Below are 20,222 nucleotides of genomic sequence, written 5' to 3'. Positions count from 1 at the left end.
GTTATTAGCCTGCTAATGAAAACAGGGCTAAGTTGAAAGCTCTGTTCGTCCCGTCAGGTCCGTAGCCGTGCGGACCATAAGGAGTCATGTAATGTCATCGCTAGATAGCCTGAGAACCCTCAAAACCCTGCAAATCGACGACAAGACTTACCACTACTTCAGCTTGCCCGAAGCCGCCAAGAGCCTGGGTGACCTGGACAAGCTGCCGATGTCCCTCAAGGTGCTGCTGGAAAACCTGCTGCGCTGGGAAGACAACAAGACCGTCACCGGCGCCGACCTCAAGGCCATCGCCGCCTGGCTCAAAGAGCGCCAGTCCGACCGCGAGATCCAGTACCGCCCGGCTCGCGTATTGATGCAAGACTTCACCGGTGTGCCCGCCGTGGTCGACCTGGCCGCCATGCGCGCCGCCGTGGCCAAGGCCGGTGGCGACCCGCAGCGCATCAACCCGCTGTCCCCCGTGGACCTGGTGATTGACCACTCGGTGATGGTCGACAAGTTCGGCAGCACCAGCGCCTTTGAACAGAACGTCGACATCGAGATGCAGCGCAACGGCGAACGCTACGCCTTCCTGCGCTGGGGCCAAAGTGCGTTCGACAACTTCAGCGTAGTGCCACCGGGCACGGGCATCTGCCACCAGGTCAACCTTGAGTACCTGGGGCGCACGGTGTGGACCAAGGACGAAGACGGCCGCACTTACGCCTTCCCCGACACGTTGGTGGGCACCGACTCCCACACCACCATGATCAACGGCCTCGGCGTACTGGGCTGGGGCGTGGGCGGTATCGAAGCGGAAGCGGCGATGCTCGGCCAGCCGGTGTCGATGCTGATTCCGGAAGTGATCGGCTTCAAACTGACCGGCAAATTGAAAGAAGGTATTACTGCCACCGACCTGGTGCTGACCGTCACCCAGATGCTGCGTAAGAAAGGCGTGGTCGGTAAATTCGTCGAATTCTATGGCGACGGCTTGGCCGACCTGCCCCTGGCCGACCGCGCTACCATCGCCAACATGGCCCCGGAATACGGCGCCACCTGCGGTTTTTTCCCGGTGGACGAGGTGACGCTGGACTACCTGCGCCTGTCGGGCCGCCCGGCAGAAACCGTCAAGTTGGTGGAGGCCTACACCAAGGCCCAGGGCCTGTGGCGTAACGCCGGCCAGGAACCGGTGTTCACCGACACCCTGGCGCTGGACATGGGCAGTGTCGAAGCCAGCCTGGCCGGGCCGAAACGCCCGCAGGACCGTGTGTCACTGCCCAATGTTGGCCAGGCGTTCACGGACTTCCTCGACCTGCAGTTCAAACCCGCCAGCAAAGAAGAAGGCCGCCTGGAAAGTGAAGGCGGCGGCGGGGTTGCCGTGGGCAATGCGGATTTGGTCGGCGAGACCGATTACGAGTACGACGGCCACACCTATCGCCTCAAAAACGGCGCGGTGGTGATCGCCGCGATTACCTCCTGCACTAACACTTCCAACCCCAGCGTGATGATGGCCGCAGGCCTGGTGGCGAAAAAGGCCGTGGAAAAAGGCCTGACCAGCAAGCCGTGGGTGAAAACCTCCCTGGCGCCCGGCTCCAAAGTGGTGACCGATTACTACAAGGCGGCCGGCCTTACCCAATACCTCGACAAGCTGGGCTTTGATCTGGTCGGCTACGGTTGCACCACCTGCATCGGCAACTCCGGGCCATTGCCTGAGCCGATCGAAAAAGCCATCCAGAAGGCCGACCTGGCGGTGGCTTCGGTGCTGTCGGGCAACCGCAACTTCGAAGGCCGCGTGCACCCACTGGTGAAAACCAACTGGCTGGCTTCGCCGCCGCTGGTGGTCGCCTATGCCTTGGCGGGCACCGTGCGTATCGACATCAGCAGCGAGCCGCTGGGCGAAGGCAAGGACGGCAAGCCGGTGTACCTCAAAGACATCTGGCCGAGCAGCAAAGAGATTGCCGACGCGGTGGCGCAGGTCAGCACCGGTATGTTTCACAAGGAATATGCCGAAGTGTTTGCCGGTGACGAGCAATGGCAGGCGATTGAAGTGCCGCAGGCCGCGACCTATGTATGGCAGGAGGACTCCACCTACATCCAGCATCCGCCGTTCTTTGACGATATTTCCGGGCCACTGCCGGTGATCGAAGACGTCAAGGGCGCCAACGTGCTGGCCCTGCTGGGCGATTCGGTGACCACCGACCACATCTCCCCCGCCGGCAATATCAAGACCGACAGCCCCGCCGGGCGCTACCTGCGCGAGCAAGGCGTGGAGCCACGCGACTTCAACTCCTACGGCTCACGCCGGGGCAACCATGAAGTGATGATGCGCGGCACCTTTGCCAACATCCGTATCCGCAACGAAATGCTCGGCGGCGAAGAAGGCGGCAACACGCTGTACATCCCCACCGGCGAGAAAATGCCGATCTATGACGCCGCCATGAAGTACCAGGCCTCGGGCACGCCGCTGGTGGTGATTGCAGGCCAGGAATATGGCACCGGCTCAAGCCGCGACTGGGCGGCCAAGGGCACTAACCTGCTGGGGGTCAAGGCGGTGATTGCCGAGAGTTTCGAGCGGATTCACCGCTCCAACCTGGTGGGTATGGGTGTGTTGCCGCTGCAGTTCAAGCTGGATCAGAACCGCAAGGCGCTCAAGCTGACCGGCAAGGAGAAGATCGACATTCTTGGGCTTACCGATGCCGAGATCGAACCACGGATGAACCTGACACTGGTGATTACCCGCGAAGACGGCAGCAGCGAGAAGGTTGAGGTGCTGTGCCGGATTGATACGCTTAATGAGGTGGAATACTTCAAGGCCGGTGGCATCTTGCACTATGTGCTGCGCCAGTTGATCGCGTCCTAAGCAACACGGGAGATCAAATGTGGGAGCTGGCTTGCCTGCTCCCACAGTTTTGACCGTGTTCAGATCAGCCGAACAGCCACTTCCACAGCAGCACCAGCACAACCACAGCCAGCACCGGCCGCGCAATGCGGTAGGCCTTGGGATGCTTGCGTTTCCACTGCTTGACCACACCACTGAACTTGTCACTGAACGTCTTGCTCCAGGCATACGCCTGGTTGATCCCGCCCACACGCTCGTCATCCAGGTTCTGCGGCGCAGTCGCGCGACCCAGCTGCTTGCTGACCCAGCGGTTGATGCCGGTCATGAGGCGGTTGCTCAGCGGGCGTTCGATATCGCAGAACAGAATCACACGGGTCTTTTCAGTTTCGTTCTTCACCCAATGCACGTAGGTTTCATCGAACATCACGTCTTCACCGTCGCGCCACGCGTAGACCTGGCCGTCGACGAAGATGCGGCAGTCGTCGGAGTTCGGCGTGGACAGGCCCAAGTGATAACGCAAGGAACCTGCAAACGGGTCACGGTGCGGGTTGAGGTGGCTGCCACCCGGCAGCAGCGCGAACATCGCGCCCTTGACGTTCGGGATGCTGCTCACCAAAGCCACGGTTTTCGGGCACAGCGCCTCGGCCGATGGCAGGGGTTTGTCGTACCACTTGAGGTAGAAACGCTTCCAGCCCTTCTTGAAGAACGAGCCGAAACCGGCGTCGTTGTTCTTTTCGGCGGCGCGGATATAACCCTCGTCGAACAGGTGCATGGCCTCTTCGCGGATCACTTCCCAGTTATCCTTGAGCACATCCAGTTCCGGGAACTTGCTGCGATCCAGGTATGGCTTGGACGGCACGGCCGAGAACAGGTACATCAAGGCGTTATACGGGGCGAACAGCGCCGAATGGTTGACGAACTGGCGCAACACCGGCAAACGCGCCTTGCCGCGCAAGTGCACATACAGAATGCTGCCGATAAACAACGCCAGCACCGACAGTTTGGCGGCCAAAGAAAAGGTCATGCAGCAACTCCTGAAAATAAGCGCCTGGCCAGCAACCTCCCGTCAACGGGAAACCAGACGTAGCAGCCGGCCATGATAAACACTTGGGCCATTATGCAGAAGGCCCAGGCCGACCGGCTGATATACATCAAACCTGTGGCGAGGGAGCTTGCTCCCGCTGGAGTGCGTAGCGCTCCCGTTTTTTAGGGCTGCTGCGCAGCCCAGCGGGAGCAAGCTCCCTCGCCACAGGAGATCATCACGCCTGGGTTTCTTGATCGGTAAACAGATCGCTGAACAACATGCTCGACAGGTAACGCTCGCCGGAGTCCGGCAGGATCACCACGATGGTCTTGCCCTGCATTTCCGGCTTCTCGGCCAGACGCACGGCCACAGCCATGGCGGCGCCGCAGGAGATACCGCACAAAATCCCCTCTTCCTGCATCAGGCGCAGGGCCATGGCCTTGGATTCGTCGTCGGTCACCAGCTCCACGCGGTCAACCATCGACAGGTCGAGGTTCTTCGGCACAAACCCGGCGCCGATGCCCTGGATTTTATGCGGGCTCGGCTTGATCTCCTCACCGGCCAGCGCCTGGGTGATCACCGGCGATACCCTCGGCTCAACCGCCACCGACAGAATCGGCTTGCCCGCAATGTTCTTGATATAGCGCGAAACGCCAGTAATGGTGCCGCCAGTGCCCACGCCCGCCACCAGCACGTCCACGGCGCCATCGGTGTCGTTCCAGATTTCCGGGCCGGTGGTTTTCTCGTGAATAGCCGGGTTGGCAGGGTTTTCGAACTGGGCCGGCATAAAGTAGGTGGCCGGGTCGCTGGCGACAATCTCGCCAGCCTTGTCGATAGCGCCTTTCATGCCCTTGGCCGGCTCAGTCAGCACCAACTCGGCGCCCAGGGCCTTGAGCACTTTGCGTCGCTCGATGCTCATGGAGGCCGGCATGGTCAGCAGCAGCTTGTAGCCACGGGCGGCGGCGACAAATGCCAGGCCGATGCCGGTGTTGCCGGAGGTCGGTTCGACAATGGTCATGCCCGGCTTGAGTTTGCCGGTGCTTTCGGCGTCCCAGATCATGTTGGCGCCAATGCGGCACTTCACCGAGTAACCCGGGTTACGCCCCTCGATCTTGGCCAGGATGGTCACGCCACGCGGCGCAATGCGGTTGATCTGCACCAGGGGCGTGTTACCGATGGAGTGCGCGTTGTCGGCAAAGATACGGCTCATGACGGGTCCTTAAGGCAATTTCAAGAAGGCCCCAAGGGTATGCCTCAGGCCTTTGGGCGTCCAGTCAGAGGAACGTTGCGCCCGCGCGTGCGGTCCATCGCCTATACCGTTGGAGAGCATTGACATGAAACGTCGCTACAGTGGGCTGCTATGGATCGTCGCCGTACTGGTGGTAGTACTGATCGCCCTGGACCTGGCCCTGCCCTATCTGGTGCGCAATTACCTGAACGACAAGCTGGCCGACATGGGCGACTACCGTGGCCAGGTCACTGACGTGGACCTGGCCTTGTGGCGTGGCGCCTACCGCATTAATGGCCTGAAAATCGTCAAGGTCGACGGTAAAGTACCTGTGCCGTTCGTCAACGCGCCGCTGATTGAATTTGCGGTCAGCTGGCACTCGCTGTGGTACGACCATGCCGTCGTCGCCGAGGGCCATTTCGTAAAGCCTGAAATCAACTTCGTCGACGGCGGTGCCAACAAACAGGCGTCCCAAACCGGTAAGGGCACCGACTGGCAGCAACAGTTGAAAAAACTGCTGCCGATCACGCTGAATGAAGTGCGCATTGAAGATGGCAAAATCGCCTTTCATAACTTCAGCTCCAAGCCCCAGGTGAACATCAAGGCCACCGAGGTCAATGCCAGTCTGTACAACCTGACCAACGTGGTAGACCTCAAAGGCAAACGCGACGCGCGATTCGAAGGCAAGGCCCTGCTGCAGGGCCAGGCCCCTATGGAGGCCAACGCAACCTTTGATCCTTTAAATAATTTTGAAGACTTCGAATTCCGCTTCCGCGCCCGCGACTTGCAACTTAAACGCATGAACGACTTCGCCTCGGCCTATGGCAAATTCGACTTCAAGGCTGGCACCGGCGACGTGGTGATTGAAGCCCAAGCGGAAAAAGGCCAGCTCACTGGCTATATCAAGCCGCTGCTGCGCGATGTAGAAGTGTTCGACTGGAAACAGGACGTGGAGAACAAGGACAAAAACATCTTCCGCTCGATCTGGGAAGCCGTGGTAGGCACCAGCGAAACCGTGCTCAAGAACCAGAACAAAAACCAGTTTGCCACCCGCGTGGAACTCAGTGGCAGCGTGCATCAGCAAGATATCAGCGCGTTCTCCGCATTTTTGGCGATTTTGCGTAATGGCTTCATCCAGGCGTTCAATGCGCGCTACGAACAACCCAAGCCTTCCGCCAACTAACCCTGGGAGCTGGCTTGTGTGGGAGCTGGCTTGCCTGCGATAGCATCAACTCAGTCTGCCTGAATCACCGAGGTGCTCGCATCGCAGGCAAGCCAGCTCCCACACAAGCATAAGCATGACCCCGCCCGTTGGCCTGCGATGTGACCGGCCATTCAGAGACTGAATAACCCGTCTGCGTTCACAGTCGCCGGGGCTGCGCGGTATAGTCCGGGCATTGATGAATTCGAGGAATGACCGATGAAGTTCGAAGGCACCCAGGCCTATGTGGCTACCGATGACCTGAAACTGGCCGTCAACGCCGCCATCACCCTGGAGCGGCCGCTGCTGGTCAAGGGCGAACCGGGCACCGGCAAGACCATGCTCGCCGAGCAATTGGCCGAGTCCTTTGGTGCCAAGCTCATCACCTGGCACATCAAGTCGACCACCAAGGCGCATCAGGGCCTGTATGAGTACGACGCGGTCAGCCGCCTGCGCGACTCGCAACTGGGCAACGAGAAAGTCCACGATGTGCGCAATTACCTGAAAAAGGGCAAGCTCTGGGAAGCCTTCGAGTCCGAGGAGCGCGTGATCCTGCTAATCGATGAAATCGACAAGGCCGACATCGAGTTCCCCAACGACCTGCTGCAAGAACTCGACAAGATGGAGTTCTACGTCTACGAAATCGACGAGACCATCAAGGCCAAGAAACGCCCGATCATCATCATTACCTCCAACAACGAAAAAGAGCTGCCGGACGCGTTCCTGCGCCGCTGCTTCTTCCATTACATTGCGTTCCCCGACCGCAGCACCCTGCAAAAGATCGTCGACGTGCACTACCCCGATATCAAGAAGGATTTGGTCAGCGAAGCGCTGGACGTGTTCTTCGACGTGCGCAAAGTGCCGGGCCTGAAGAAAAAGCCGTCCACCTCCGAACTGGTCGACTGGCTCAAGCTGCTGATGGCCGACAACATCGGCGAAGCGGTGCTGCGCGAGCGCGACCCGACCAAGGCTATTCCGCCGCTGGCCGGTGCCCTGGTCAAGAACGAGCAAGACGTGCAGTTGCTGGAGCGTCTGGCGTTCATGAGCCGTCGCGGTAATCGCTGATGCTGCTCAACCTGTTCAATGAGATGCGCGCCGCCAAGGTGCCGGTGTCGGTGCGCGAGCTGCTCGACCTGATCAACGCGCTTAAACAGCGCGTGGTCTTCGCTGACATGGACGAGTTTTATTACTTGGCCCGGGCGATTCTGGTCAAGGACGAACGGCACTTCGACAAATTCGACCGTGCGTTCGGCGCCTATTTCAATGGGCTGGAAAAGCTCGACGACCACCTGCAGGCGTTGATCCCTGAAGAATGGCTGCGCAAGGAATTCGAACGCTCGCTGACCGATGAGGAACGCGCGCAGATCCAGTCCCTTGGCGGCCTGGACAAGTTGATCGAAGAATTCAAGAAACGCCTGGAAGAACAGAAAGAACGCCACGCCGGCGGCAACAAGTGGATCGGCACCGGGGGCACCAGCCCGTTTGGCTCCGGCGGCTACAACCCGGAAGGTATCCGGGTTGGTGATGCCGGCAAACGCCAGGGCAAAGCCGTAAAGGTCTGGGACCAGCGCGAATACAAGAATCTCGACGATCAGGTCGAGCTGGGCACGCGCAATATCAAGATCGCCCTGCGCCGCCTGCGCAAGTTTGCGCGTCAGGGTGCGGCTGAAGAGCTGGATATCGACGGCACCATCGACCACACGGCGCGGGATGCCGGCTTGCTGAATATCCAGATGCGCCCGGAGCGGCGCAACACCATCAAGCTGTTGCTGCTGTTCGATATCGGCGGCTCGATGGACGCTCACGTGAAGATCTGCGAAGAGCTGTTTTCGGCGTGCAAAACCGAGTTCAAGCACCTGGAGTACTTCTACTTCCACAACTTCGTGTACGAGTCGGTGTGGAAGAACAACCAGCGCCGCACTTCAGAGCGCACCTCTACCCAGGACCTGCTGCACAAGTACGGCGCCGACTACAAAGTGATTTTTATCGGCGATGCGTCGATGGCGCCGTATGAAATCACCCAGGCCGGCGGCAGTGTCGAGCACTGGAACGAGGAGCCTGGGTATGTGTGGATGCAGCGCTTCATGGCCAAGTACAAGAAGCTGATCTGGATTAACCCGTACCCGAAAGACACTTGGGGCTATACGGCGTCGACGGGGATTGTGCGCGAGTTGGTGGAGGATCAGATGTATCCGCTGACGTTGCGTGGGCTGGAAGAAGGCATGCGTTTTCTGTCTAAGTAGGTGGTGTATTCACTGACGCTATCGCAGGCAAGCCAGCTCCCACAGGGGAGTGCATTCCAAAGTTGAAATGCATTCCCCTGTGGGAGCTGGCTTGCCTGCGATGCTTTTAGCGATTCAAAAACCGCTGCAAAAACTCGATGTGCTGCCGATGCGCAGTCTCCTGCACCACTGGCGCCAGCCTCACCTTCTCCCCCGGCAAACACTGCGCCAGCCGCGCCAATGCCAACGGCGTCAGTGCGCCCAAACGCGGATAGCCGCCAATGGTCTGCCGATCATTGAGCAACACAATCGGCTGCCCATCCGGCGGCACCTGGATCGCGCCCAACGGGATGCCTTCAGAGATCAACGACGGCCCCTGGTACTGCAACGGCGTGCCCAGCAGGCGCATGCCCATGCGGTCGGCGCGGCTGTCCAGCGACCAGTCGGTATTGAATGCATCGAACAGGCTCTGCCCACTGAACTGGCCGATCTGCGCGCCGACAATCACGTCCAGCGGCGCTTTTGCCGGCAGATCAGGCGTGCTCAGCACGTTCATCGCGCCGCCCGTACCGGAATAAACCAACCGCCCGCCTTCGGCCAAGGCCTTGCCGAAACCGTCCAGCCCACCTAATGCCTCACGTACCACCGTGGAACAACTGCCCAGCACAGCCGGCGCATCAAACCCGCCGGGCGCCGCCAGGTAAGCCCGCGCACCACTGAATGGCTGGGTAAAGCGCAGACGCTGACCCTTTTGCAGGATAAAACTGCGCCCGGGACTGATGGCGCGTTCGTCGATATAGGCGCCCAAATCCGCCCCGGCCAATGCCAGCAAACAATAGTCTTCGGCCTGCACGGTAAACCCGCCCAGGGTGATTTCCACCACCGGCGCATCCAGCGTATTACCCAGCAGCCAATTGGCCCAAGACATCGACACCCAGTCCAGCGCACCGCCCTGGGTCACGCCCAGGTGGCGCACGCCAAAGCGTCCGGCGTCCTGTAACAGGCACAGCGGCGTGCTGGCCTCGATCAACAAGCGGCTCATGCCTGCGCCTCCAACGGCGTGTCATCGCCACCCAAATGGATGAATTCGGCGTGGCCGACCGCTTCGAAACGCACGGTATCGCCCGGCTGCATCAGGCTGTAGCCGTCACGCTCGCGGTCGAACAGTTTGGCCGGGGTGCGACCGATCAGGTTCCAGCCGCCCGGCGACACCACCGGGTAGGCGGCGGTTTGCCGCTCGGCAATGCCGACACTGCCGGCCGCCACGCGTTTACGCGGCGTGTTGAGCCGTGGTGTGGCGAGGATTTCGTCGACCAAGCCCATAAAGGCAAAACCGGGCGCGAAGCCGAGGGCAAAGACTTGGTATTCGTGGGCACTGTGGCGATGGATCACCTGCTCGATCGACAACCCGCTGCGCTGGCTGAGCAACGTCAGTTCCGGGCCGACACTCAGGTCGTACCACACCGGCAACACGTGGCACTGGCCGCTGCCCTGCGCCTGGGGTTGCAAGTCGGTCAGCGCCTGATCGATCAGTTCCCGCGCTTGAGCGGGGCTCAGCGCAGTCAGGTCGTAATGCACCATCAAGGTCGTGTAGGACGGCACCAGATCCACCAGCGCGTCACCAAAACCTTCACGCAGACGTTGGGTGGCGGCGAGCATCCACGGCATGTTGGCTTCCGCAATCACCTCAAACAGACGCACCATCAGGCAGTCGATGGCCACCACTTCAATGCGTGGCTTCATGCTGGTTTCAACGCCTCGCGGATGCGCTGCACAGCGGCGATCGAGCTGGCGTTGTCGCCGTGTACGCACAGGGTGTTGGCCTGCAACACCAGGGCGCTGCCGTCGCTGGCCGTCAGGGCTTGCCCACGGGAAATGGTCAGGGCTTGCTGCACGATGGTGTCGGCGTCGTGATGGACCGCGCCCGGCAACTGACGCGAAACCAGATGGCCCTTAGGGTCATAGGCGCGATCAGCGAAGGCTTCGAACCACAGTGTCAGGCCGAATTCATCGCCCATCGCCTGGGCCTCGCTGTTGTCGCTTTTGGCCAGCAACATCAAGGGCAAATCGCCATACGCGGCCACAGCCTGCATCACCGCTCGCAGTTGCGCCGGTTTGGCCATCATGTCGTTGTACAGCGCACCATGGGGTTTGACGTAGCTGACGCGGGTACCCTGCGCACGGCAGATGCCCTCAAGGGCGCCGATCTGGTAGTGCATGAGGTCCTGGATTTCCTGCGGCGTATAGGCCATGGAACGGCGGCCGAACCCTTGCAGGTCCTGGTAGGCCGGGTGCGCACCTATTTGCACGCCATGCTTGAGTGCCAGGCTGACGGTCTGGCGCATGATGCTCGGGTCGCCGGCATGAAAACCACAGGCCACGTTGGCGCAATCGATGAACGGCATGACCTCGGCGTCCAGACCCAGGGTCCAGTTACCAAAGCTTTCGCCGATGTCGCAATTCAAAAGCAGACGGCTCACGGTGGTTGCTCCTGTAGGCTTTGTATTTTTTGTAGTGTGGGATTTTTTACGCAGAACTCGCAACTTGTCCTGACACCCTAACGGCGCTTATCGTGGAATGCCTCGATTTTTGGCGTTTGCCGGGTGCGGCGTCCAACTAATAAAAACCGATCCAAGCATAAGAAAAGTTGATCCCATGAATTTGAAGTTCCTCGAAACTTTCGTCTGGGTGGCCAAGCTCAAGAGCTTTCGCCTGACCGCCGAAAAGCTGTTCACCACCCAGGCCTCGATTTCCAGCCGCATCGCCGTGCTCGAAAGCGAACTGGGTGTGAAGCTGTTTCTGCGCGATTCACGCGGCGTCAGCCTGACCCCGGAAGGCTTGAAGGTGCTCGATTATGCCGAGCAGATGATGGTCACAATGCAGGGTTTGAAGCAGTCCCTGGAGACCACCAGCAGCAAGGTTGGGCGCATCCGCATCGGTGCCATGGACACGGTAATCCACACTTGGCTGAGCCCATTGGTGGCACAATTGATGGATCACTTCCCGCGGGTAGAAATCGAACTGGTCGCCGATACGGCGCTTAACCTCAGTGATCAGCTGCAAAAAGGCTTCCTCGACCTGATCCTGCAAACCGACCTGCTGCGCCTGGAAACCGTGCGCAGCCTGGAGCTGGCCAGCCACCCCATGGCCTGGATAGTCGCCAGCCACTCCATCTACAACCGTGACTACGCCTCCCTCGCCGAACTGGCCCAGGAGCGCATCATCACCTACTCGAAAAATTCCCACCCGCACCAGGATGTGCTGAGCCTGATGCAGGCCAACGGGGTGGCCTCGCCACGCATGAACTGCGTGAACTCGGTGTCGGCGATTACCCGCTTGCTGCGCGATGGCTTCGGGATTGGCGCGTTACCGCCGGTGCTGGTGATGGAAGAACTGGCTCGCGGAGAGCTGGTGATGCTGCCCATGGCGCAACGCCTGCCGAATTTGCAGGTGGTGGTGTCGTGGCGTGTGGGGGTGGAGTTGGTGGAGGAGATTGTGGGGTTGTGTCAGAAGGTGGTGGCGCGGTATGCCGAGGAAGTGGGTGAAGAAAGGATGGTACTAAGCCAATGATCGTTCCCACGCTCCGCGTGGGAATGCAGCCCGGGACGCTCTGCGTCCCAAAGCCTGACGCAGAGCGTCACAAGAGGCATTCCCACGCAGAGCGTCACTAGTGTCCGGTAAACATGTTTCATAGCTGAAGGCTGCCTTGGGCAGCCTTCAGCTTTTCTCGCTCCTGCCTTCGTCGATCCCTCAACTCTGGCGTCGCGGGCCGTTCGTGCAGGACATGAGATATGCGAACCGTCAGCTCAAACAACGAACCGGTAAATTCTGAGCGACGATGGTAAAGGTGCAATAACAAGTAGCTGATCAAGGCACTGTAAATCTGCAGACGCACGGCGTTTTCAGAGAATGCGTAGAAGCGTTTGAGTTTCAGATGTTGCTTGACCCACTTGAAAAACAGCTCGATCTTCCAGCGATCTTTGTACAATCCCGCGATTTCTTCGGCTGATCTTACGAAGTCATTGGTCACCAGGATTAACGGCGTGGCGTGTCCCTCGCGTTCTACCACCACGCGTCTTGCCGGCGTTTCTCGGTAGTCATTAAGACGCTTGCCGCCTAGATGCTTTTTTCCGAACAGGATGACTTCGTCGGTCATGACGGGGCTTTGCTCGGCTGCGATCGAGTGCTTGTGCAGCACTTTGATATTGGCGTTTTTTTTCAGGCGGGTGACGAAAAAGGCTCCTTTGGTCTGCAACTGGTGCCACCAGTTGTAATCGCAATATCCCTTGTCAAAGACATACGTCATGCCGACCTGAATCGGCATTTCCAGCGCATCGCTCAGGTCGTTGACGTTGGCAGGAGTGATGTTGACGTACACCGGGGCCAACTGCGCCAAATCTAGTCCGACATGTACTTTCAGGCCCTGCGTGATGCGGGTTTTCGTGGAGGCTGTCCAGTCATCAAAGTGAGGTCCGCGCAAAGTGATTGACGTGGAATCAAGCAGGCTAATCATGGCACCGACTTCTTTGCGCTGCTGGCGGCTGATGCCGCTCAACAGTAATTGGCAAAGATCCTGGAATGGCCGGTAGTTTCGCTTGTTCAAGGCATCTGACAGGGTCGATCGGGCGACGGGCCCCGCTTTAAGATGGTAACTATGCGGACTTAGCGTTTCGGAAAAAGTGGCCAAGGACCGCAGGCTTAAAGCTTGGGTTATATGGCCGCTGACCAGTGTCACCAGCAATTGCCAGCTCGTGCAGCGTTTGACGTAGCGATCAGCCTGGTGCTTTTCGGTGGATTGCCGAAAGAACTGGCGCGGGATCGCACTGAGTAGGTGGGCTAAACGGGTACTGGTAAACATGGGTCAAAATCGAGTCTGAAAAATCCGATTATGACTGACAGTCGCGAACAACAAGGGGGAGCAAGCTCCCCCTTTGGTTTTTACCGGACACTAGTGACGCAGAGCGTGGGAACGATCATCTTTAGAGGCCTTTAAGGTCGCGCTCTTCGATCGGCCGGCTCTGGCGCAGGCGCTTGCCGCCCAACACCACCCAGTCGATCAGGCGGAACAGGCATTCGATGCCGAACGACAACAGCATCGCCCCGCCCAAACCCCAGCCCATCGCCTCAGGCGTCAGCAAAATCTGGTAGCTGTAGCCATTCCAGGTTTCCAGGCGGATATCCGGGTCGGCAGCCACCGCCACTTGCAGCGCGCGGATGTACCACGGGCCTTGCATGGCCTGGAACTGCTTGTCCAACGCCACCTGACGATCGAGCAAAGTGCCCAGGCTGTTGGCATCGCTGCGAAACACCGGGTCATCACTGGCGCGGTAATGGGCCACCAACGCCTGCAAGTCCCCATTGAAGAACTGCTGCGCCGTGGCATCAAAGCCGCGCAGGCCGGTCTGGGCTTCGATCAAATGGGCTTCAACGCGCTTGGCGTAGTCGTTGATAAACCCCGGCACTTGCACGCCGACCAACAAGCCAATGGCAAACAGCACCAACCGCAGATAACTGAGCAACATGGTCGATATCCTTACTCGGTAACGCCTTGGCTGACGCATTCACCGCGTCGCCACAGGCTCCATTGGCCCGGTTCGTAGCGGGTCCAGTTTTCATTGTCGGTCAAGGGCTCGGTGGCGATCACCGTGACTACGTCATCAGGCGTGGTTTCGGCCTGAAAATCGACGATCACGTCGACATCTTTCAAACGCGCCGGGCCAAACGGTGCGCGCCGGGTAATCTGCGCCAGTTTGGTCGAGCAGTAGCAAAACAGCCAGTCGCCGTCGCTGAGCAGGCAGTTGAACACGCCTTTGCTGCGGTATTCGGCGCAGGCGGCGATCAGGTCCGGCAGCACCTGCTCGATCTCCACCGGCTCCGGAAAGGCTTCGCGAACGCGATTGAGCAGGTCGCAGAACGCCGCTTCGCTGTCGGTGTCGCCCACCGGCCGGTAGAACGTGGCGCGCGGGTTGAAGTCGGCCAATTGGCCGTTATGCGCAAAGCACCAGTTACGGCCCCACAGTTCACGCACGAACGGGTGAGTGTTGGCCAGGCTCACCTTGCCCACATTGGCCTGGCGGATATGGCCAATCACCACTTCACTTTTGATTGGATAACGCTGCACCAGCAGGGCGACTTCCGACTCGCTGCTCGCGGCCGGGTCCTGGAACAGCCGCAGGCCACGGCCTTCGTAAAACGCGATACCCCAACCGTCGCGGTGGGGGCCGGTACGCCCGCCCCGCTGCATCAGCCCGGTAAAGCTGAACACGATATCGGTGGGGACGTTGGCACTCATGCCCAATAATTCACACATGCCAGGGCTCTCGCTGCAGGGCTTACAACGTTAAAGACGCGGCTCAACCCGCAGATTGCCGGCAGGCGGCGGGCGACGGAAAGGTTCGTCGTCTTCGTCTACCGGCTCGGCGGCCAGTGCGGCGTCGGCGGCGGCCTTGCGCTCACGGCGGGCGTTGGCGGCACGCTCGATGGGCCAGCGGATCAACACGAACACGATATACACGCCAAACGCAATCATCGTGTACATGAACAGGTCGGAGATGGCCCGCCAGGCGTTATTGCCCACGTGCAGCACCAGGTCCAGGGCGGTAATGGCCACGGCTGGCGCAAACTGGGTCTTGACCGGGTCGACGATGGTCGGGCTGAACAGCAACACCGCCATCAACAATTGCAGCGGCTCACGCAGCCAGCGCCAGATCCAGCGGGTCATGCGCCACCACACCAACAGGCAGCCCAAAGCGGCGAAGGCGTAAAGGCCCCAAGCGGTCAGATAGTCGTTCTCGGTCATGGTGTCCATGGCAAGGCTGGCAAAGAGGCGGCTATGATAACGGCTTTTGCGTGTCTCGGCTGCAATGCCTGCCACCATCCGCCAGACAGAGAGTGATCCATGCCTATATCGACTGCCCCGATCGCCCGCAAGGCCCAAGGCCCGGACCCGTATGCCTGGCTGCAGGAACGTGACACACCTGAAGTCCTCGATTACCTCAAAGCCGAAAACGCCTGGCAGGAAGACCAGCTCGCCGGCCAGCAAGCCCTGCGTCAAAGCCTGTTCGAAGAAATCAAGGGCCGCATCCTGGAAACCGACCTGTCGTTGCCTTCGCCGTGGGGCCCGTACCTGTATTACACACGCACCACCGCCGGTGATGAATACGCCCGCCACTACCGCTGCCGTCGCCCGGCGGATGACAGCAACACGGTGGACGAAAGCAGCGAAGAATTGCTGCTGGACCCGAATGTGCTGGCAAACGGCGGCTTTTTCTCCCTGGGCGCGTTCAGCATCAGCCCCGACCACCTGCGCCTGGCTTACAGCCTCGACACCAGCGGTGAAGAGATTTACACCCTGTACGTGAAGGAATTGGCCACCGGCAAGGTCAGCGAACTGGAGTTTGAAGACTGCGACGGCAGCATGACCTGGGCCAACGACAGCCTGACGCTGTTCTTCGGCGAACTGGACGACACCCATCGCCCGCACAAGCTTTACCGCTACCGCCTGGATGGCACGGCAGCGCAGGAAGTGTTCCACGAGCCCGACGGGCGGTTCTTCCTGCATTGCTACCGCTCCAGCTCCGAGCGCCAATTGCTGCTGGCCCTGGGCAGCAAGACCACCAGCGAAATCTGGGCGCTGGACGCCGACCAGCCACAGCAGGCTTTCACCTGCCTGGCGCCACGGGTCGAAGACCATGAATACGATGTCGACCACGGCATGCTGGATGACCAATGGACCTGGTTTATCCGCAGCAACCGTGACGGCATCAACTATGCGCTGTTCATCGCCGCCGACACTGGCAGTGTGCCAAGCGAGGATCAATGGCAGAACCTGGTCCCCCACAGCGATGACGTGATGCTCGACGGCGTGACCCTCAATGCCAGCGCCATGACCTTGAGTCTGCGTATCGGCGGCCTGCCGGTGATCGAAGTGCACCCGCAGGGTTCGAGCGCCTACCGCGTGGAATTGCCTGACGCCGCCTACAGCCTTTACGTGCAGAACAGCCTGGAATTTGCCAGCGACAAGATCCGCCTGCGTTATGAAGCCCTGAACCGTCCGGCCCAGGTGCGCCAGCTTGAACTGGCCAGCGGCGCGCAGGTGGTGCTCAAGGAAACCCCGGTACTCGGTGTGTTCAACGCCGACGATTATGTCAGCCAACGGCTGTGGGCGACTTCTGCAGATGGCACTCAGGTGCCGATCAGCCTGGTGGTCAAGCGTGATCAGCTTGGCCAACCCACGCCGCTGTACCTCTATGGCTACGGCGCCTACGGCTCAAGCCTCGACCCTTGGTTTTCCCATGCGCGCCTGAGTTTGCTGGAGCGTGGCGTGGCATTTGCCATCGCGCATGTACGCGGCGGCGGTGAGCTGGGTGAAGCCTGGTACCGCAATGGCAAGCAGGAACACAAACAGAACACGTTCAGCGACTTTATCGCCTGCGCCGAGCACTTGATCGCCGAAGGGCTGACCACCTCCAAGCAGCTGGCTATCAGCGGCGGCAGTGCCGGCGGCCTGTTGATCGGCGCGGTGCTCAATCAACGCCCGGAGCTGTTCCAGGCGGCGATTGCCGAAGTGCCGTTCGTCGACGTGCTCAACACCATGCTCGACCCGGAACTGCCGCTGACCATTACCGAGTACGACGAGTGGGGCAACCCGCAAGAGCCCGAGGTGTATGAACGCATCAAGGCCTACGCGCCCTATGAAAACGTCCAGGCCCAGGCTTACCCGCACATGCTGGTGATTGCCGGCTACAACGACAGCCGCGTGCAGTATTGGGAAGCGGCCAAGTGGGTGGCCAAATTGCGCGACACCAAAACCGACCACAACCTGTTGCTGCTCAAGACTGAACTCGGTGCCGGCCATGGCGGGATGAGCGGGCGTTACCAGGGATTACGTGACGTAGCGCTCGAATATGGATTTGTCTTCAAGGCCCTGGGGCTCGTTTAAGGAACTTAGCAAGGCGGTCCTGTCTGAACACAAGACCGCCCGACTTGATTGATGGACCAAGATTGCAGCTATGCCACTACCGACTCTGATGAACAACGAAATCCGCGACATGCTCATGGATTGCGGCCTGTTCGACCCGCTGTTACCGGAAGATTTTCACGTGGCCGCCGGCTACTTCAATATCAGCAGCATTGCCCGCGATGAGGTGATTTTCCTCGAGGGCGATGCGGGCACCTTCATGTGCATCCTGCACAGCGGCCAGGTGGCCGTGCAAAAAACCAATCACACCGGCCAGCGCCTGACCATCGCCACCCTGCGCAGTGGCCGGGCTTTTGGCGAGATGGCCGTGCTTGACGGCGAGCGGCGCTCCGCCAGTTGCGTGGCCGCCAGTGATTGCGTGCTGTTGAACCTGGGCAAAGATGCGCTGGAAAAAATGCTCAACGAAGCCCCCAGGGTAGCGGCCAAGATCATTCGCGCGATTGCGATTGCCTTGTCCAAGCGCCTGCGCATGGCCGACGGGCAATTACTGTCCCAGCAATTTTAACCGCCGGGCGTCTTCGGCTTGCTGTCATTTTGCAGCAGGCCAGGCACCGTCTGATCCTTGGGCGGCGTTGGCAACACAATCGGCACCAGCGCCGGTGAGCCGTTCGCGGTGGTTTTGGGCGCCACGGGCGGAGTGACTTGCGGGTACAAGGTGGGCGTCGGCGTGCCCGGCGCACCGGGGGTTGGCGTAGGCGCCACGGGCACGGTTTGCGCCTCTTGCGCCTGCGCCGCACCCAATGTGAGCGCGCTCAACGCAATGACCGTTAGAATGCTGCACTTCATCGATGGCTCCATGGCCTGACCGGAATGTCGTAAGGCTACTCCCAACCGCGCAAGAATGCCCTTCCCAATGAGATTTCCATGAAACGTTTCGTTCTGCTCGACACCACCCCAATCCCCGACAACGGCGGTGCCTTGTGCCTGTTCGAATACGGCGAGGATTTTGTCATCAAGATCCAGGGCGGTGACGGCGGCCAGTTGATGAACACGCGCATGCATGGTTCCGAAGACGCGCTGGCGGAGATTCCTTGCCGTAAAGTCGCCGGTCGGCCGGGTTCGCGGGTGCTGATCGGCGGCCTGGGCATGGGCTTTACCCTGGCCTCGGCACTCAAGCATTTGGGCAAGGGCGCTGAAGTGGTGGTAGCGGAATTGGTGCCTGGCGTAGTGGAATGGAACCGTGGCCCACTGGGGGAAAAATCCGGCCGCCCGCTGCTGGACCCACGCACGGTGATCCGCATGGAAGACGTGGCCAAGGTGCTGCAGGCCGAGCCGCAAGGCTTTGACGCGATCATGCTGGATGTGGACAACGGCCCCGAAGGCCTGACGCAAAAAGCCAACAGTTGGCTGTATTCGGCCGGTGGCCTGGCCGCGTGTGCCAAAGCGCTGCGGCCTAAAGGCGTGCTGGCGGTGTGGTCAGCCAGCGCCGACAAGCTGTTCAGCGACAAACTGCGCAAGGCCGGGTTCAAGGCCGAGGAAGTGCAGGTGTTCGCCCATGGCAACAAGGGCACCCGGCATACCATCTGGATTGCCGAGAAGCTCAAGGGCTGAGGCCCGCTGACACAAAAAAAAACCTGTAGGAGCCCGCTGGTGTGGGAGCTGGCTTGTGTGGGAGCTGGCTTGCCTGCGATAGCATCACCGCGGTCTACCTGAATCACCGAGGTGCCAGCATCGCAGGCAAGCCAGCTCCCACATTTTGGTCCCGTGTCAGCCCCGGGATTTTCGATAGTCGATCACATACGGCACTTTTTTCTCAAAGGTCTTGTCCAGCTCGCCCTGGTCCAGTTGGGTCATACCGCCCAGTTGCCTGGCAGTAAAACCGCTGCTCCCCACCTGCGAACCCGGCGCCAGGCTGACCATGCGCTTGGCAACCGCCTCAATCGCGTCCTTATAGCCGCCCTTTTTGTTCAAGTTGTACGCCTTCAAATCAATCTGCGTACGCAGCCAGTTGCCCCAGTAGAACTCCAGGAATTCCGGCGCAATCGCGCCATCGTCCGGCTTGCCGTAGGCGGCCTTACGGGTGAAATACACCAGGCTGCGAAACGTGTCGTCCTGCAGGTTCTTGAAGCCCAGGTGCGCAGGCAGCTGTTGCGGCGGCAGGGTCTGGCCTTGATTGTCCTTGAGCCAGACCTTGCGGGCCGCTTCCATGCGCTGCCAGAAGGTGTTCATGTCGGCACTGTTGCTGAAGTCATCGGTTACCTTGACCCACATTTTCAGTTGCGGGCCGCCGCCGGGCACTTCCCACAAGGTAGTGAAACTGTGGTGACCGTCGGTCAGGTACAACTGGCCACCGGGGCCGACCACCACGGTTTTCATGTCGTCGGGGTGGGTGCCCACCGGGTCTTTGCAGGTGAAACTATCGGGTTGGTGCAGGTCGGCTTTCTTCGGCACGTTGTCGGCGGCGCCCTGGCCGTTGGTTTCGCAGTATTCGTCGAACACCTTGGCCGGTTTGTCGGCGAACAGCCCCAGGCTGTAGTAGATCTGGTCAAAGCCCACCACGGCCTGGGTCGGGTGCAGTTGCTCAAGGGCCACCTCGATCACCTGGCCGGGCTTGGGTGTGGAGAACGCCTGGGCTTGAGCGGCCAGGGCGCTGAGCAGCAGGGCTGCGGTCCATGTGTACACACGCATAGGTTTCAGATCCTTGTGAAGTGAATATGCCGATACTACAAACGTTCGCTCAAGCGCAGCTGTACCGCGGCTGAAAAAGCCAGCGGTCATTTGCCTCGCGAGCGGCTAGAATCAACCCTATCCGTGA

The 20,222-nt window shown here is 60.1% G+C and carries 19 protein-coding genes; 8 read left to right on the top strand and 11 right to left on the bottom strand.

What is annotated here, in order from left to right; translation table 11 throughout:
- The first annotated feature begins 91 nt into the window (after positions 1-91).
- Complete coding sequence (gene acnA, locus HU759_RS08795) at positions 92-2,833, top strand: aconitate hydratase AcnA (RefSeq protein ID WP_099548671.1); 2,742 nt, start codon at positions 92-94, stop codon at positions 2,831-2,833.
- Between the two features lie 64 nt (positions 2,834-2,897).
- Here acnA and HU759_RS08790 read toward each other — a convergent pair whose 3' ends face one another.
- Together HU759_RS08790 and cysK are read right to left on the bottom strand one after the other, a co-directional pair.
- Positions 2,898-3,836, bottom strand: coding sequence for an aspartyl/asparaginyl beta-hydroxylase domain-containing protein (locus HU759_RS08790; protein ID WP_017137405.1), 939 nt, complete (start codon positions 3,834-3,836; stop codon positions 2,898-2,900).
- Between the two features lie 235 nt (positions 3,837-4,071).
- The gene (gene cysK / locus HU759_RS08785; RefSeq protein ID WP_099548669.1) at positions 4,072-5,046 is read right to left on the bottom strand and encodes a cysteine synthase A; all 975 of its coding nucleotides are present in this window, start codon (positions 5,044-5,046) and stop codon (positions 4,072-4,074) included.
- A gap of 124 nt (positions 5,047-5,170) precedes the next feature.
- Between cysK and HU759_RS08780 the strand changes: the two genes are divergently transcribed.
- From HU759_RS08780 to HU759_RS08770, 3 genes are all read left to right on the top strand, one after another.
- Positions 5,171-6,247: a DUF748 domain-containing protein gene (locus HU759_RS08780; protein WP_017137403.1), complete on the top strand. Its 1,077-nt coding sequence runs from the start codon at positions 5,171-5,173 to the stop codon at positions 6,245-6,247.
- 237 nt (positions 6,248-6,484) lie between these two features.
- Positions 6,485-7,330, top strand: a complete 846-nt coding sequence (locus HU759_RS08775; protein WP_017137402.1) for a MoxR family ATPase — start codon at positions 6,485-6,487, stop codon at positions 7,328-7,330.
- Positions 7,330-8,508, top strand: coding sequence for a VWA domain-containing protein (locus HU759_RS08770; RefSeq protein ID WP_138816246.1), 1,179 nt, complete (start codon positions 7,330-7,332; stop codon positions 8,506-8,508). Before HU759_RS08775 ends, HU759_RS08770 begins: the two co-directional genes overlap by 1 nt.
- Positions 8,509-8,614: 106 nt before the next feature.
- Here the strand turns inward: HU759_RS08770 and HU759_RS08765 are convergent, their stop codons facing one another.
- From HU759_RS08765 to HU759_RS08755, 3 genes are read right to left on the bottom strand one after another with little or no spacing between them, the layout of a single operon-like run.
- Positions 8,615-9,529 (bottom strand): biotin-dependent carboxyltransferase family protein, encoded by a 915-nt coding sequence (locus HU759_RS08765; protein ID WP_169985547.1) that lies wholly within the window; start codon positions 9,527-9,529, stop codon positions 8,615-8,617.
- Positions 9,526-10,230: a 5-oxoprolinase subunit PxpB gene (gene pxpB / locus HU759_RS08760; protein WP_170038796.1), complete on the bottom strand. Its 705-nt coding sequence runs from the start codon at positions 10,228-10,230 to the stop codon at positions 9,526-9,528. The genes HU759_RS08765 and pxpB overlap by 4 nt, the downstream gene beginning before the upstream one ends.
- Positions 10,227-10,967, bottom strand: a complete 741-nt coding sequence (locus HU759_RS08755) for a 5-oxoprolinase subunit PxpA (protein ID WP_017137398.1) — start codon at positions 10,965-10,967, stop codon at positions 10,227-10,229. Before HU759_RS08755 ends, pxpB begins: the two co-directional genes overlap by 4 nt.
- Positions 10,968-11,142: 175 nt before the next feature.
- Here HU759_RS08755 and HU759_RS08750 point away from each other — a divergent pair, with 175 nt between their 5' ends.
- Positions 11,143-12,057, top strand: a complete 915-nt coding sequence (locus HU759_RS08750; RefSeq protein WP_170038786.1) for a LysR family transcriptional regulator — start codon at positions 11,143-11,145, stop codon at positions 12,055-12,057.
- A 118-nt stretch (positions 12,058-12,175) separates the two neighbouring features.
- On the opposite strand, the gene HU759_RS08745 is transcribed toward HU759_RS08750, so the two are convergent.
- The 4 genes from HU759_RS08745 to HU759_RS08730 form a co-directional block, all read right to left on the bottom strand.
- A complete protein-coding gene (locus tag HU759_RS08745; protein ID WP_099549335.1) occupies positions 12,176-13,345 on the bottom strand; it encodes an IS4 family transposase in 1,170 nt (389 codons plus the stop codon).
- A 121-nt stretch (positions 13,346-13,466) separates the two neighbouring features.
- Positions 13,467-14,009, bottom strand: a complete 543-nt coding sequence (locus HU759_RS08740) for a DUF2937 family protein (RefSeq protein WP_099548664.1) — start codon at positions 14,007-14,009, stop codon at positions 13,467-13,469.
- 11 nt (positions 14,010-14,020) lie between these two features.
- On the bottom strand, positions 14,021-14,797 hold the full coding sequence (locus HU759_RS08735) for a class II glutamine amidotransferase (RefSeq protein ID WP_017137395.1): 777 nt from the start codon (positions 14,795-14,797) through the stop codon (positions 14,021-14,023).
- Positions 14,798-14,827: 30 nt separating this feature from the next.
- Positions 14,828-15,364, bottom strand: coding sequence for a hypothetical protein (locus HU759_RS08730; protein WP_017137394.1), 537 nt, complete (start codon positions 15,362-15,364; stop codon positions 14,828-14,830).
- A gap of 21 nt (positions 15,365-15,385) precedes the next feature.
- Between HU759_RS08730 and HU759_RS08725 the strand changes: the two genes are divergently transcribed.
- Both HU759_RS08725 and HU759_RS08720 read left to right on the top strand, forming a co-directional pair.
- On the top strand, positions 15,386-17,428 hold the full coding sequence (locus tag HU759_RS08725; RefSeq protein WP_170040555.1) for a S9 family peptidase: 2,043 nt from the start codon (positions 15,386-15,388) through the stop codon (positions 17,426-17,428).
- Positions 17,429-17,498: 70 nt separating this feature from the next.
- The gene (locus tag HU759_RS08720) at positions 17,499-17,972 is read left to right on the top strand and encodes a cyclic nucleotide-binding domain-containing protein (protein WP_017137392.1); all 474 of its coding nucleotides are present in this window, start codon (positions 17,499-17,501) and stop codon (positions 17,970-17,972) included.
- Here HU759_RS08720 and HU759_RS08715 read toward each other — a convergent pair.
- Positions 17,969-18,253 (bottom strand): hypothetical protein, encoded by a 285-nt coding sequence (locus tag HU759_RS08715; protein WP_026013726.1) that lies wholly within the window; start codon positions 18,251-18,253, stop codon positions 17,969-17,971. The two genes, HU759_RS08720 and HU759_RS08715, sit on opposite strands and share 4 nt — an antisense overlap.
- 78 nt (positions 18,254-18,331) lie before the next feature.
- Here HU759_RS08715 and HU759_RS08710 point away from each other — a divergent pair, with 78 nt between their 5' ends.
- Positions 18,332-19,018 carry a hypothetical protein gene (locus tag HU759_RS08710; RefSeq protein ID WP_099548662.1) on the top strand — a complete coding sequence of 229 codons (687 nt, stop codon included), beginning with the start codon at positions 18,332-18,334 and terminating at the stop codon, positions 19,016-19,018.
- Positions 19,019-19,174: 156 nt separating this feature from the next.
- Here HU759_RS08710 and HU759_RS08705 read toward each other — a convergent pair whose 3' ends face one another.
- On the bottom strand, positions 19,175-20,095 hold the full coding sequence (locus tag HU759_RS08705) for a ParB/Srx family N-terminal domain-containing protein (RefSeq protein ID WP_099548661.1): 921 nt from the start codon (positions 20,093-20,095) through the stop codon (positions 19,175-19,177).
- Positions 20,096-20,222: the final 127 nt, after the last annotated feature.

It is taken from the genome of Pseudomonas sp. OE 28.3, from assembly GCF_014268205.2.
Taxonomy (GTDB): domain Bacteria; phylum Pseudomonadota; class Gammaproteobacteria; order Pseudomonadales; family Pseudomonadaceae; genus Aquipseudomonas; species Aquipseudomonas edaphica.
The sequence above is the reverse complement of the archived record's forward strand: the minus strand, read 5'-3'. Positions and strand labels throughout refer to the sequence as shown.